The organism is Peptococcus simiae, from assembly GCF_046097595.1.
GTDB classification, from domain to species: domain Bacteria; phylum Bacillota; class Peptococcia; order Peptococcales; family Peptococcaceae; genus Peptococcus; species Peptococcus simiae.
Genome location: NZ_JBJUVG010000007.1, coordinates 1 through 14,760, shown reverse-complemented (window position 1 = coordinate 14,760; position 14,760 = coordinate 1). Strand labels below are relative to the sequence as shown.

At 53.8% G+C, this 14,760-nt stretch carries 13 protein-coding genes and 1 riboswitch; of the genes, 2 read left to right on the top strand and 11 right to left on the bottom strand.

The genetic code is table 11. From position 1 onward, the window contains the following. Positions 1-166 precede the first annotated feature (166 nt). Positions 167-1,555, top strand: a complete 1,389-nt coding sequence (locus ACKQTC_RS05710; RefSeq protein WP_408977469.1) for an SLC13 family permease — start codon at positions 167-169, stop codon at positions 1,553-1,555. A gap of 138 nt (positions 1,556-1,693) precedes the next feature. Here the strand turns inward: ACKQTC_RS05710 and ACKQTC_RS05705 are convergent, their stop codons facing one another. The 11 genes from ACKQTC_RS05705 to pta form a co-directional block, all read right to left on the bottom strand. Beyond that, positions 1,694-1,864, bottom strand: coding sequence for a hypothetical protein (locus ACKQTC_RS05705; RefSeq protein WP_408977468.1), 171 nt, complete (start codon positions 1,862-1,864; stop codon positions 1,694-1,696). A 491-nt stretch (positions 1,865-2,355) separates the two neighbouring features. After that, entirely contained in the window at positions 2,356-3,315 is a 960-nt protein-coding gene (locus tag ACKQTC_RS05700; protein ID WP_408977467.1) for a diaminopimelate dehydrogenase, read from the bottom strand. Between the two features lie 51 nt (positions 3,316-3,366). After that, positions 3,367-4,107: a 4-hydroxy-tetrahydrodipicolinate reductase gene (dapB, locus tag ACKQTC_RS05695; RefSeq protein ID WP_408977466.1), complete on the bottom strand. Its 741-nt coding sequence runs from the start codon at positions 4,105-4,107 to the stop codon at positions 3,367-3,369. Position 4,108: 1 nt separating this feature from the next. Further along, entirely contained in the window at positions 4,109-4,996 is an 888-nt protein-coding gene (gene dapA, locus ACKQTC_RS05690; RefSeq protein ID WP_458295185.1) for a 4-hydroxy-tetrahydrodipicolinate synthase, read from the bottom strand. Between the two features lie 32 nt (positions 4,997-5,028). Continuing rightward, a complete protein-coding gene (gene lysA / locus ACKQTC_RS05685) occupies positions 5,029-6,318 on the bottom strand; it encodes a diaminopimelate decarboxylase (RefSeq protein ID WP_408977465.1) in 1,290 nt (429 codons plus the stop codon). Positions 6,319-6,405: 87 nt separating this feature from the next. Next, positions 6,406-6,552: riboswitch (Lysine riboswitch) on the bottom strand. A 107-nt stretch (positions 6,553-6,659) separates the two neighbouring features. Then, complete coding sequence (glpX, locus tag ACKQTC_RS05680) at positions 6,660-7,601, bottom strand: class II fructose-bisphosphatase (protein WP_408977464.1); 942 nt, start codon at positions 7,599-7,601, stop codon at positions 6,660-6,662. Between the two features lie 12 nt (positions 7,602-7,613). Then, entirely contained in the window at positions 7,614-8,468 is an 855-nt protein-coding gene (locus ACKQTC_RS05675; protein WP_408977463.1) for a class II fructose-1,6-bisphosphate aldolase, read from the bottom strand. Positions 8,469-8,479: 11 nt separating this feature from the next. Next, a complete protein-coding gene (gene argS / locus ACKQTC_RS05670) occupies positions 8,480-10,156 on the bottom strand; it encodes an arginine--tRNA ligase (RefSeq protein ID WP_408977462.1) in 1,677 nt (558 codons plus the stop codon). Between the two features lie 15 nt (positions 10,157-10,171). Continuing rightward, positions 10,172-11,659: a Mur ligase family protein gene (locus ACKQTC_RS05665; RefSeq protein ID WP_408977461.1), complete on the bottom strand. Its 1,488-nt coding sequence runs from the start codon at positions 11,657-11,659 to the stop codon at positions 10,172-10,174. A gap of 2 nt (positions 11,660-11,661) precedes the next feature. After that, positions 11,662-12,564 carry a 50S ribosomal protein L11 methyltransferase gene (locus ACKQTC_RS05660; protein WP_408977460.1) on the bottom strand — a complete coding sequence of 301 codons (903 nt, stop codon included), beginning with the start codon at positions 12,562-12,564 and terminating at the stop codon, positions 11,662-11,664. Positions 12,565-12,665: 101 nt separating this feature from the next. Next, positions 12,666-13,640 carry a phosphate acetyltransferase gene (gene pta, locus ACKQTC_RS05655; protein ID WP_408977459.1) on the bottom strand — a complete coding sequence of 325 codons (975 nt, stop codon included), beginning with the start codon at positions 13,638-13,640 and terminating at the stop codon, positions 12,666-12,668. A 544-nt stretch (positions 13,641-14,184) separates the two neighbouring features. Here pta and ACKQTC_RS05650 point away from each other — a divergent pair. Beyond that, on the top strand, positions 14,185-14,697 hold the full coding sequence (locus ACKQTC_RS05650) for a GNAT family N-acetyltransferase (RefSeq protein WP_408977458.1): 513 nt from the start codon (positions 14,185-14,187) through the stop codon (positions 14,695-14,697). The last annotated feature ends 63 nt before the right edge of the window (positions 14,698-14,760 follow it).

The following is a 14,760-nucleotide window of genomic DNA, read 5'->3' as shown; positions in this document are numbered from 1 at the left end:
GAGAATTTAATCAGCCTGGCAAATAAACAGAATACTCTCTCTTATTTTACTTCTTTGCTTAACTTATGGAATCTATAAGAAAAGTTGACAAACATTCTTCTACTTCATACAATAGGGCGTAGCTGGCTTTTTTCCCTATTTTCACTGTATAAAGGAGGTTTGTTTTATGTCGTTTTCGCTGTCAGACCGCCGACGGGTCATCTCTGCAATTGTATGTTTTATCCTGCCCTTATTTATTTTACTGATTCCTACAGGGGCTACTTTTACGCCGGCCATCCGTTTATTTTTAGTGATTACCCTCATGGGGGTCCTTTGCTGGGCTGTTGACATTGTCCCCCAAGGGGTTCCGGCTATCCTCATGCCGATTGCCTACCTATTATTCGGCATTGCACCGGCGCCGGTCATTTTTGGGGTCTGGTCTGAACCTATTCCCTGGATGATGCTTGGCGGCCTGATTTTAGCCAATGTCCTCTTATCCACCGGCCTACTTGAACGGGTTGCCTACCGGTCCATTACCTTTACCGGCGGCAGCTACACCGGTCTCCTAATGGGCCTGGTCATTGCCGGGATCATCGGCAATATTTTAGCCCCGGGCAAGGTGGCCATTCCCATGGCGGCCCTGACCTTTGGCATCTGTAAGGCCCTGGACCTGGGCAAAAGCCGGGCCTCGGCCGGGATCATGCTGGGTGGGGCCATGGGGGCCCTCCTGCCGCAACAATTTATCTACAACCCGGTCAACCTCTCCCTAACGGTAGAAAATGGCCAAAGTGTCACCGGCCCTATTAATGTCAGTTGGCTGGACTACCTCTGGTATAACCTCCCCTCTGTTTTATATGTCTTTTTAGTAGTTTACCTGGTCGGCCGGTATGCCAAACCCAAGGACCTGGTCTTAGATAAGGCCTTTTTTGAAGAAAAGTACCGAGACCTGGGCCAGTGGAGCCTAGCTGAAAAGAAGGCCCTCATTATTTGTCTGGGCCTCTTTACCGTTCTTGTGGTTGGCAGTTTTTTAGGCTGGCCAATCATGTGGGCCTTTGCCATTTTCCCCTGCCTCTTCTTCCTACCGGGCATTGACATCGGCAAACGGGAGGACATCAGCCGACTGGACTTTACCTTTGTCCTATTTATCACCGCCTGCTTAGGCATTGGGGCGACCGCCGGCGAGCTGGGCATTGGCAAGCTCTTTGCTGAAAATGTCACTCCCCACCTGGAAGGTCATTCCATCTTTATCACCTTTGCCCTCATCTGGCTCTGCATTGTCCTGGCCAACTTCCTCTTGACCCCCCTGGCCATTATCAGCGTTTTGAGCGTACCCCTGGCTGAATTGGCCCTGGCCTTAAGCATCAACCCCCTCTGCGTTTACTTCTTCACCTGCAATGCCTATGATGTGGTCTTCCTCCCCTATGAGTATGCCCTCTACCTGATTTTCTTCTCCTTCGCCCTCATCCCCCTCAAGGATTTTGTTAAAATCATGAGCATCAAGGCCGTGGTCAGCTTGGTCTTTTTGATGGCCATCCAGCTGCCCTTCTGGATGGTTACCGGACTGATCACCGGTTAAGGCATCCGTCTTCATCCTAAAGCCAGCCCTCAATACAAACAAAAGGCCTATCCACCGATAGGCCTTTTGTTTGTGCTCGAAAAAGCACAAAAACGCTCGGTACTGGACCAAGCGTTTCGTGTATTTGAAAAAAATCGATTAATAGAACATACCTAAGGCAGTTGCCTGGGTTTCACAAGTGGGCACTTGTTGACTTGTAGATTCGCCTTCAGATGCTACCAGAGGAGCTGCGAAGACAATACCTAAAATAGCTAGCACCGGAAGTAATACTTTAAGTGTGTTGTTGCGGATAGATGATGCTTTTTGCATGAGTATGGCCTCCTTATATAATGTAGAAAAGTAAATAAATGCGTGAACTTTATTTTTGCATCTAAAGTTCCTCTATCGAGGACAAAGACAGTATTCTTTATAGTGTTTCTCTCCTCACCACTATAATAGCATTTCACTCGTCACATTGCAAGGGAGGGCCATATAAATATTCCTAATAAAATCTTTATATAATCAAAAAGCCCTATTTATCTGTTAACCGTATAATATTGTGGTATTATTGTTGGCGTTTTGTTTCTTTTTCCGGATATTCTTTTGTATTTTTTATAATTTTCTTCTTTTGCAAGCCCCCACCCCCTTGCAAGAAGGTTATTTATAGTACGTATCAAGTGTTCATTTTCGCTGCATTTTTCTTTACCACAAGGACAATAACAGCATGGCATACAAAAATCCCTTAAGGGCGGACGCACTTAAGGGATTTCTTAAAGGACTTATTAAAACTTTTTAGTTATATATCTTTATTTTTTTGCATATTACAACCAGTTGGCTCTTAATTCTTCAGCACTTATCGGCAAAAGATAGGCCAGGGGCAGGTCAAAAATGGTCATGCAGCCCCGCCTGCCTTCTTGGTAGGCCCGGTAAAGGGCCCGGGCGCAGGCCACATTGACGGAGGCGGTAAATTCCGGATTAGAGGCCAGGTCCAGAGAAAACTTCATCACCTGGGGGGTCCCTTCAGAGGTATGACCGTGCCGGATCACCTGTCCCCCATGGGGCATGGCGGTATGGTTAGCATCGAAGGTGGCTTCATCGATGAAGTGGACTTCGGTATCATAGTCGGCAAAGTAGTTGGGCATGGTGACAATGGTATGCCGGATGGCTTCCTGGTCTGCCTCGCTGCCGGCGACGACAAAGCATTCCCGGAGGTGCTTGTCGCGGGCGGTCAGACCTTCCCCTTGCCCCTGTTCAACCCGGGCCACCGCCTCTTCTCTTGGGATGGTATACTGGACAGCCTTGACCACACCGGGAATCCGACGGATGGCATCGGAGTGGCCTTGACTGACCCCCTTGCCCCAGAAGGTGTCTACGCTTCCATTGGGGAGGACTGCCAGGCCCAGGATCCGCATCAGGGAAAATAAGCCTGGATCCCAGCCGGTGGAAATTAAGGCGGCGTGGTCGCTTTCCTTGGCAGCGGCGTCCACATGGGCAAAGTGTTCCGGAATCCGGGCATGGGTGTCAAAGCTATCGACAATATTGCAGTGGCGGACGATATCCGGCGACTGCTCGATGAGGTCTGTGGCTGAACCGCCACATAAAATCGCTACGTCCACCTCATGCTGGGGCAGGTCTTTTAAGGCATAGGCCGGGATTTGGCTGGTCAGGCTGGCAGGGTCTCGCCGGGTAAAGACGCCGACCGCTTCCATATCCGGCTGTTGTAAGAGGGCCGTTTCAACGCCCCTACCTAAGTTTCCATAGCCAACAATAGCAATTTTCATACTGGTCCTTCTTTCTTATCTATCTTTCTTCTTGCTCATCTATCTTTAGGGTTAACCAATCATATCATCCATATTATACATCCCGGGCTGGGCCTGGCCAATAAACTGGGCGGCCGCTAAGGCGCCCTTGGCAAAGATGGCCCGGGACAAGGCGGTGTGTTTGATTTCAATCATTTCATCAAGGCCGGCCAGGAGGACGGTGTGCTCACCAACAATGCTGCCACCACGGACGGCATGAACGCCGATTTCATCCAGGGGCCGGGCGCCGACATGGCCTTCTCTGCCACCGACCACATGGCTATCCGGTCTTTCTTCCTGGATGGCTGAAACCAGCATCTTAGCCGTCCCGCTGGGGGCATCCACCTTGCGGTGGTGGTGGGCTTCAATGATTTCAATGTCAAAGTCCGGCAGGGCCTTGGCGGCTTGCCGGGCTAGGAGTTTCAGCACATGGACGCCGAGGCTAAAGTTGCCGCTATGGAAAATAGCCAGGTCTTTGGCAGCCTCTTCCATCAGGGTCATTTCCGCTTCGGTGTGGCCGGTTGTCGCTATGACTAGGGGCAGGCCCTTGGGCCGGGCATAGGCCAGCAGGTCTGTCAGGGTGGCGTGATTGGAAAAGTCAATGATGACGTCTGCGGCGGGGGCCTCTTCCAGCTGGGCTGAAATGGGAAAGGGGCCGCCTTGCTCCGGCTTACCGGCCCAGCCAAAGACAATTTCCATATCCTCATAGGCCTGGACCTGGTCGGCGACCATCCGGCCCATGGCCCCGGTTGCCCCACTTAAAATAATCTTCATCTTAGCCCTCCAGTGCGCCGAGACGGGTCATTTCAACCTTGAGGGCTGCAATGGTGGCGTCAGTCGGGGTGGTCATCGGTGCCCGGTAGCCCCCAGCCGGCAGGCCCCGCATATGAACGGCGGCTTTTACCGGAATCGGGTTGGGCTCAGAGAATAAAATATGGACCAACTTTTGGAAACGGCACTGGATGGCTAAGGCCCCGGCCTGGTCCCCCTGCTGCCAAAGGGCACACATGTCATGGACCTCTTTAGGAAAAATATTGGCCAGGACAGAAATAACCCCGGCGCCCCCACAGGATAGGACAGGTACCGTCACATCGTCATTGCCGCTATAAATATCAAAATCAGCTGGGCACTGGCTGCGCAGGTCGACAGTGGTGGCCAGGTTGCCGGTGGCATCTTTAATGGCGACAATGTTGTCAAAGGCTGCCAGGCGGGCCACCGTCTCCGGTTTTAAGTCCATCCCTGTCCGACCGGGCACATTGTACAAAATAATCGGGATGTGGACACTGTCCGCCATGACGGCAAAGTGTTCATAGAGGCCCTTTTGGGAGGTTTTATTGTAGTAGGGGGTCACGTGTAGGAGGGCGTCTGCGCCCACGGCTTCCAGGGACCGGCTCAGGGCTTCGCCATGGATGGTATTGTTGGAACCGGCACCGGCGACAACCGGAACCCGACCCTTGATGTGGTCAACAGTGAAGGCGACGGTCTCGATTTGCTCTTCATCGGTCAGGGTAGAGGCTTCACCGGTGGTGCCGCAAATGACAATGGCATCCGTGCCGTTTTCAACTTGGAAGTCCAGCAACTTGGCCAGGGCCTCAAAATCCACATCCCCGTTGTCTTTAAAGGGGGTAATAATCGCAACACCAGAACCTGTAAATACAGACATCTTTATCTTCCTTTCTTAAGTAACCCCAAGACTTACTCAAGTAGGTCCTGGGCAATAATATCATCTAAACTTTCCCGGCGGACCACTTCCCGGTGGTCCTTCCCTTTTACAAATACCACTGCCGGGCGGGGCAGGCGGTTATAGCCGGAGAACATACTGAAGGTATAGGCCCCGGTGCCTAAAATCGCCAGGATATCACCGGGTTGGGGGTCCGGGAGGGGCGCCCCCTTGATGAGGACATCCCCGCTTTCGCAATACTTGCCGGCAATCCGCCAGGTGTTGTCGGCCGCATCATCCAGCCGGTCTGCCAGGACAGCGGTGTAGCCGGCCTGGTAGAGGGCCACCCGCATGTTGTCTCCCATACCGCCATCAATAAAGGCATAGTTGGTGCCATCTGCCAGGCGTTTGATATCGCCGACGGTGTAGAGGGTGAGGCCGGCATTATTGACCATGCTGCGGCCGGGTTCCAGCCAGACTTCAGCCAGGCGGATGCCCCGGTCTCGGGCTTCTTTTTCCAGGTCTTGGGCCAGGCCTTCCAGGAAGGGGGCCAGGTCAATGGGCTGGTCACCGTCCTCGTAAAAGACCCCAAAACCGCCACCCAGGTCGAGGATATCCATGCTCAGGCCTTGGCCCTGGCAGGCAACCATAAAGTCGAGCATGATGTGGGCCGCTTTAATAAAGGCATCGTCAGCGAAAATCTGCGACCCGATATGGCAGTGGAGGCCCCGGAGCCGGAGTCCGGGTAGGCCTTGGATGACCTGAAGGGCCTCGCCTGCTGTGGCCAGACCAAGGCCAAATTTACTGTCGCTGGTCGCGGTTTTAATGTAATCATGGGTGTGGGCTTCAACCCCCGGGTTAACCCGGAGCAGGACCTCGACGGTCTGCCCGGCCTTGTCTGCAATAGTCGACAGGCGGCGGGCTTCAGACAGGTTATCCAGGACGACAAAGCCAATCCCGGCCTCTACAGCCGCTTCCAGTTCCCGGTCTAGTTTATTGTTCCCATGAAAGATGATTCGGTCCGGGGGAAAGTTGACCGCCAGGGCGGTATAGAGTTCCCCTTCCGAGACCACATCCAGGTTCAGCCCCTCCTCTTTTGCCAGGCGGATGAGGGCAGCGAAGCTGGCAGCCTTAGAGGCGTATAAAATCCGGGCCTTATAGCTATCACTTTTAAAGTGGTTGACAAAGGTCCGAGCCTGGCGGCGCAAGGCCTCTTCATCGTAAACGTACAGGGGGGTGCCATAAGTAGCGGCCAGGTCCTTGGCGGTACATTCGCCGACCACCAGCCGGCCTTCTTTATTTTGAAAATCAGGAAATCCCTTCATGCGCTCATCCTTTCAATAGCCTATAAATAAAGCACCCATGAGCAAAAGGATTTGACTCATGGGTGCTGAAAATATACCTTTTGCCCTTGATGTGAAAGCTCCTCACTGAAAGATTGGGCAACCTTTCAGCGACAGTCTTATGCCTATTCGACATAAGCCCAGCACCTTGGCACTTCGGCGAGCATGCCTTTCGGGACTTCCCTACTCATCGCACTCGCGTCCTCTCGCACATCTTGTATGGGTTTGTATCAATACTCTAGCAGATAGCCTGACCCCTGTCAAGGCTCTTTTATATAACAGTAACCTGTCGCCGGAGAAAGGCCGCTTTCCAACCTGCCCGCTTAGGTTAAGGGTAGGCGGTAGCGGCTGTCTAAGAAACGGACGGTACCGGTCTTATGACGTAAAACCACGGTGTTGACCCGGACAAAGTCGCCATCGAGCTCAATTCCTTTTAAGAGACTCCCGGTGGTGACCCCGCTGGCTACAAACATGACATCATCCGCCGGAACCAAGTCACTCAAGGTCAGGACATCATCACAGCTGGTGCCCATGCTTTCTGCCCGGGTCACCTGTTCATCATTTTCCGGGGCCAGTTTCCCCTGCATATCTCCGCCCATGCACTTGACAGCTGCTGCAGCCAGGACCCCTTCCGGGGCCCCGCCAATCCCCAGGACCATGTCGATTCCACTTTCGGGGAAGCAACAGGCCAGGGCCGGAGAGACATCCCCATCGGTAATCAGCTGAACCCGAGCGCCCAGGGCCTTGACGGCCTGTTTAATGTGTTCGTGGCGCTGCCGGTCCAAGAGGCAAACGGTTAAGTCTTCCAGGGGTTTATTTAAGGCTTGGGCTACATTTTTCAAGTTCTCTTCAACAGAGGCCTCAATATCTATGGCCCCCTTGGCACCGGGGCCAACAATGATCTTGTCCATATACATATCCGGGGCATGTAAAAGGCCGCCGGCGTCGGCTACAGCCATGACGGTAATGGCGCCGGGCTGGTTTTTGGCCGCCAGGTTGGTCCCTTCCAGGGGGTCCACTGCAATATCCACTTCTGCGCCGCCCAGGCCGACCTTTTCACCGATGTAGAGCATGGGGGCCTCGTCCATTTCCCCTTCACCGATGACAACCGTTCCGGAAATATCAACGGTCTGAAACATATGACGCATGGCTTCTACAGCTGCATTATCTGCAGCCATCTTATCCATTTTACCAATCCAATTGTTGCAGTTGATGGCCGCTGCTTCGGTCACCCGTGAAAACTCTATGACCAGTTCTCTTTCCATAGTTAAGACTCCTTACGCTTTGCCGTTTGACCCGAATACACGAATTTTTTCTACTACCCGTTCCTGCATTTTATCCCGAGCCGGGCCTAAAATTTTACGGGGGTCAATTTCGTTGGGCTTTTCGGCCAAGACTTCGCGGACGCCATCGGTAAAGGCTTCTCGCAGGTTGGTGTCGATGTTGATTTTGCGGACCCCGCGACGGATGGCTTCTTTAAGGGCTTCATCAGGCACGCCGGAGGACCCGTGGAGGACAATAGGAATTTGCACTTTTTCCTTGATGGCGGTCAGCCGGTCAAAGTCCAGCTTCGGTTCCCCTTTATACTGGCCATGGGCGGTTCCGATGGCGACGGCTAAAGACCGGATACCGGTCTGCTGAACAAAATAGGCGGCTTCTTCCGGGTCGGTAAAGCTGGCTTCCCGGTCGGTAACGACCACATCATCTTCTGTGCCGCCAATTTTCCCCAGCTCTGCTTCAACAGAGATGTTTAAGGGCCGGGCCACTTGAAGAATTTGGTTGGTCACCTTGATGTTTTCTTCCAGCTCATGCTTGGACCAGTCAATCATGACCGAGGTAAAGCCATGGCCAATGCATTGGATGACTTGTTCAAAGCTGGTCCCATGATCCAGGTGGAGGGCCACCGGGACAGAGGCCGATTCAGCAGCGGTCCGTACCAGGGAAACAATATAGTTGAGGCCGGCATACTTGATGGCCCCTTGGCTGGCCTGGATAATGACCGGAGATTTTTCCGCTTCAGCGGCCCCGATGATGGCCTGCACAATTTCCATGTTATTGCAGTTAAAGGCGCCGACTGCATAACCGCCTTCTTCTGCGGCCTGTAATAGGGTATCTACGTTTACTAAAGCCATAATATCCTCCTTTACATCCGTTCCGGGGCACTGACGCCCAGGAGCAGTAACACATTACGTAGGGTGATACGGGCGCAGTCCGCCAGAACGAGCCGGGCGGCCTGCAGTTCCGCATCATCTGTCAGTACTTTACATCCATTGTAAAAAGTATGGAAGGCATTGGCAAGGTCTTTTGCATAATAGGCCAGGTGGTAGGGGGCCAGTTCTTGAGCAGCTAGGGCCACCTTTTCAGGCCAGGAAGCGATGGCTTCCAGGAGGGCCCTTTCAGCCGGGTGGGTCAGAAGACCGGTATCAATCTCTGCCGCCGGGCGAACCTTTTCGCCGGCAACGGATAAGAGGGAGCAAATCCGGGCATGGGCGTATTGCACGTAGTAGACCGGGTTATCTGAAGACTGCTTCTTAGCCAGGGTCAGGTCAAAGTCCAGGGGACTGTCCGGTGACCGCATGCTGAAGAAGAAGCGGGCCGCCTCCCGACCGACTTCCTCCATGAGTTCTTCCAGGGTCACGAATTCCCCGGCCCGCTTACTCATCCGCACCAATTCGCCATCTCGGTAGAGCCGGACCAATTGCATGAGGATGACGGTGAGCCGGTCGCCGGGGTAACCCAGGGCGGTCAGGGCTCCCTTCAAGCGAGCCACGTGGCCATGGTGGTCGGCCCCCCAAATGTTAACCAGGTCTTCATAGCCCCGGTCAAACTTATCCTTGTGGTAGGCAATATCAGCCGCAAAATAGGTAGGAATCCCGTTGGCCCGGACCAGGACCTCATCTTTTTCTGCCCCATAATCGGTACACCGGAGCCACTGGGCCCCGTCTTTTTCGTAGACATAACCCCGGTCACGGAGGGTATCGACCACTGCCTGGACCGCCCCGGATTCATGAAGGCTTTTTTCGCTAAACCACTTATCATAAGTAACCCCAAAGGCTTCCAGGCCCCGGCGGATGCCTTCAACCTTCTCATTTAGGGCAAAGACGGTCATCTTTTCCAGCCGGTCTTCCCGGTCCATCTGAGCATAGGCCTCGCCCTCCTTGTCCAGGAGGTGCTGGGCGGTTTCCTTGATATCTGCTCCCTGATAGCCGTCTTCCGGCAGGGGGTATTCATCGGCCCGGCCTAAAAGCTCGAAATACCGGGCTTCCACAGAGGCACCCAGGAGTCTGACCTGGTTACCGGTATCATTAATGTAATATTCCTTATCTGCCCGGTAGCCGGCCATATTTAAAACAGCAGCCAGGACATCCCCCAGGGCGCCGCCCCGGGCATTGCCCATGTGGAGGAGGCCGGTGGGGTTGGCACTGACAAATTCTACCTGGACCCGGCGGCCCTGGCCGACATTGCTGGCCCCATACCGGGTGTCTTCTGCTTGTACTGCTGCCAGGACGGGCATGAGGTAGTCTTCTTTTAAAATAAAGTTAATAAAGCCCGGACCGGCCAATTCCACCCGGTCAATGGGGGCAGAGGTATCGATTCGTTCTACCAGCCCCTGGGCGATGACCCGGGGGTTCATTTTCGCAGGCCGAGCCAGCTGCATGGCAATATTAGTGGCAAAGTCCCCATGGCTTTTATCATTGGGTTGTTCAACGACAAAGTCCGGCAGGGCGTCAACAGAGAAGACCCCATCTGCCTTTGCGGCCGCAAAGGCCTGCTCAATGCGCTCAGTCACCAGCGCCTTTGTATCTGCAATAATATTCATATTCTCCTCCACAAGTTAGGATTCACGGGCTTGTAAGGCTGCCTTCGCCAGCTGTTCATCGCCGGCGTAGGGTTCCCGCTTGCCATTTATTTTTTGACAGACCTCAAAGCCCTTGCCCAAGAGTAAGACCACCGCTCCGGTAGGGGCTTCTTTGATGGCATAGGCAATGGCCTGGGCCCGGTCGGCAATCATTTGAACCGGGGTCTCCTTTTCAAAGGCCCGGTAAATTTCTGCATTAATGGCCTCCACGGCTTCTGTGGCCGGGTCATCTGCGGTCAGGATAACATAATCCGCTTCACGGCTAGCCACCCGGCCCATATCCGGCCGGCGGCTTTCAGCCTTATCGCCCGGGGCCCCAAAGAGGAGCCAGACCGGGGCCTGGGGAAAGTCATGGCGAACGGTCTCGATGACCCGCTTAAAGCTGATGCCATTATGGGCATAGTCCACGACCACTGTCAGGTCAGCTCCATGGATATAGGCCATGTGCCCTTCCATTTTAACACTTGCCAGGGCCTCTGCACAGGTGTCCAGGGAAATCCCCGACTGGTGGGCCAGGGCCAAGGCCGCTAGGGCATTTTCCACGTTGAAGCGGCCATGCATGGGCAGGGTTACCTGGATGGCCTCCTGACCGGCCCGGACGCGGAAGGTCAGGCCGCTATCGGTCGACTGGACCTGGTCGGCCCTATAATCGGCCCCGTCGCCGCCAAAAGTGATAACTTCGGGACAGTGGCCGGCGGCTTCTTTCAATTCAGAAAGGCGGTCACTGGCCAGGTTGATAAAGGCCCGGCCCGTCCGGTCAAAGATAGCCAGCTTGCTGGCGAAGTAGTCCTCAAAAGTCGGGTGCTCAATGGGCCCGATGTGGTCCGGGGAAATATTGAGAAAGACAGCATCATCAAAGTGGATGCCCCCTACCCGGTGGTACTTGAGGGCCTGGCTGGACACTTCGATGACCATATGCTTCAACCCGGCCGCCCGGGCCCTTGCCAGGTGGCGGTAAAGGTCAATGTTTTCCGGGGTGGTCAGCTTGGAAGCCTTCTCCACCCGGCCATCATAGTTTATCAGGCTGGAGGTAATCCCACAGAGGGGCTCATGGGCCTTTTCGGCAGCCAGATCAAAAATAGCCTTGACCATGCTGACGGTCGTACTCTTGCCCTTGGTCCCGGTCACCCCCATCATGTGGAGGTCCTGCCAGGGGGCATCAAAAAACCAGTTGGCGGTCACCGCCAGGGCCCGACGGATATCGCTGACTACCAGAGCCGGCAGGTCAGAGGCCTCCGGATAAACCCTGGCGCTCAAGTAGGCACAAGCCCCCTGGCTGCGGGCATCCAGCAGGTATTGGGCGGAGAAATGGGCCCCCTTGCATAAAAAGAGGGTATTTTCCTGTACCTGCCGAGAGTCATACTGGATATCCGAAATGGAGGTTGCCGGCAGGTCACCAACCACTCGGCATAAGAGCCCTGCCTCATCCAGGGCAAGGGCCAGGTCATTCAGGGTTTTTGTCATACCTATCCTTTCTTAAGGGCCAGACCGCACCAGTCCTTGCCGATGAGTCTGGCTTCTTCTATCAGTCCGTATTGGGCCGCTTGCTCCTGGATCTCAGCCAATCGCCCCTTATGAATACCGGACAGGAGCGCTTGCCCCGTCGGCGCCAAGCGGTCATTCAGGTTGGGAATGAGGACCAGGAGCACATCCGTAACAATATTGGCGATAATGATGTCCCACCGGCCCCGGACATCCTGTAAGAGGTCACTTGGCTGACTGGTCAGGTCCACCTGGTTGAGCTGGGCCATATCAGCAGCTGCCGCCACGGCCTGGGGGTCATTATCAACCGCCAAAACCTCGCCGGCGCCACACTTTTTAGCCGCTACCGCCAAAATGCCGGACCCACAGCCTACATCACAAACCCGCTTGCCTGCCGGGTCAGCCTGGTCCAGTAAGCGAAGGGCCAGCTGGGTCGTTTCATCGGTCCCCGTACCAAAGCCAATGCCCGGATTGGTCAGGACCACAACAGCCCCCTCTCCCAGGGGGCTGGCCCAGTAAGGGCAAAGTTCAATCCGGTCCGTCACCTTCATGGGCTGAAAGTGGTCTCGCCAGGCATCCTGGTCCGGCAGGTCATAAGGCGTTTGCGTCCAGGCCCCATCAAGACCCAGGGCAGCCCACCGGTATTTGATGTCTGCCAGCCGATCCCGGTCTTCAGCAGCCAGGTAGGCCGTCAGCCTGGCCTGGTCTTCCGCCAGGATATCCGCCGAGTATTCATGGGCATCCCAGTCCCCCTTGGCCAAATGGGCCAAAATATCCCGGGGGTCATATTGTTCAAAGCCCTCCGGGAAGACTTCATCAAAAAACAGGACCGCCTGGGGCCAGTCATCCAGCGATGCCAGGATCAGCTCTAACTTAATATAGGCCATAGCCCCTCCTTTCCGACTCGACATTTTTAAAAGCGGATTAGCCACCGCCTATCCGCTCATAAAAATATCGAGAAGGAACCCCTTCTCGATATAAATACGGTCTATTCCATCGTTGCTTGAGCAGCTGTAATAATAGCCACTTGGTAAGCATCTTCAGCAGAGCAACCGCGAGATAAGTCATTAATCGGGGCAGCTAAACCTTGTAAAAGGGGACCATAGGCTTCATAGCCACCTAGGCGCTGGGTAATCTTGTAGCCGATGTTGCCGGCTTCCAGGCTCGGGAAAATAAAAACATTGGCATGACCGGCAACCGGGCTGCCCGGGGCTTTACTTTCGCCAACAGAGGCCACATAGGCGGCGTCAAATTGGAGCTCACCGTCAATGGGGAGGTCCGGAGCGATTTCTTTGGCGATTTTCGTTGCCTCAGCCACTTTTTCACTTTCCGGCGAAACAGCGGACCCCTTGGAAGAGAAGCTTAAGAGGGCCACTTTCGGGTCGATGTCAAATACTTTAGCGAATTTGGCACTTTCGACAGCAATTTCACCCATGGCCTGGGCATCTACGGTGATATTGACCGCAATGTCCGCATAGAGCATCCGCTCTTCCCCTTTAACGAAGACCATAGCGCCGGAAACCCGGGAGACACCCGGTTTGGTTTTGACAATTTGTAAGGCCGGACGGATGGTATCAGCTGTAGAATGCGCCGCACCGCTGACCATCCCGTCTACCTTGCCCAGGTATACCAGCATGGTGGCAAAATAGGTCTCATCTTTCAGCATTTCACGAGCCTTTTCAGGAGTGGCTTTCCCTTTACGGCGTTCAACAAAGGCATCAACCATGGCATCAAATTCTGGATAATTATTGGGGTCAATGATTTCCAGATTACCGATGTTGAGATTCTTTTCACCGGCAATGCGACCGATTTCATCCGGATTACCAATTAAAATCGGCTTCAAAATAGCGTCTTCAGCATGACGCGCAGCTGCCTCAATAATACGAATGTCCGTACCTTCAGGGTAAACGATTGATAAGTTTTTCCCTCGTACCCGGTCTGTAAGCTGCTGCATAATATCCATGTTTAGGTCACTCCTTAATTTGTCTTGTATGAAACGACATCCTTTTACATTATACCCCAATTTGCAGCTGATATCTATAAGCGATTCACTCCAGCGACCTCTCGCCCTTCAAACACTGAAAAACACTTTTTTCATGAATAGCAGCCCATAACAATACCAGCAGAAGCCCTACCTCATTTTACAAGGCAGGGCTTCTGCTGGTTAGAACGTCTCCTAGGTCTCGACTATGCACCGGCTGTGAAAAACTCAAGCAAAAAAATAGGCAGACATAAGCCACCGGCTACAAGCAAAAGAATAAGAGCCAACTGGATTTTCTTTTTCATAAAATACCAGCCTTTCACCTAATTGAGAGTAAAAGCTCACTACCCTTTTCACCTGACTATGGCTATATTTTAAGCCGTAAACCTTTATTGTAAAGTTTTATATATAAGCCAGCCCTTGGCATCAAGACCTAGATAATACTTATCCTTCTAAAGGCCTATCCGGCCCGTCTTCCCTCCTGCCTGTGGTATACTAAGATAAATCCACCAAGGAGGAATAAGACATGCCTTTAAGACTTGCCCAGACAGCAGACTTACCGACCCTGCTGGATATATACAACCGGGCCCGCCGGCTCATGCACGAGGCAGGTAACTTCCAATGGGACCTGGCCTACCCCGGTCGGGACCGGCTGGAAAACGATATTAAAAAAGACCAGCTCTACGCCTTAACCGATGACGGCAAGCTGGTCGGGGCTGCCGCCCTGGTCCCCGGCCCCGACCCCACCTATGAAGTCATCCGCGAAGGCGCCTGGCTCAATAATGCCCCCTACTGGGCCATCCACCGGATGGTCGTTGACCCGGCCTGCCAAGGGCAAGGCTATGCCTCCCGCATGTTTCAGGCAGTGGACGCCCTGGCCCTGGACAAGGGCATCCACAATTGCCGGGTCGATACCCATGCCGCCAACCAGTCCATGCAGCACCTGATTAGTAAGCAGGGCTATACCTATTGCGGGATTATTACCGCCATAGATGGCGATGACCGCCTGGCCTACCAGAAAGTTTTACAAGCAGAATAATCTCTGCTCCGTTTTAATCAGCAACTGATCCAGTTTATCTACAAAAAAGGAGATGGAGCGAAA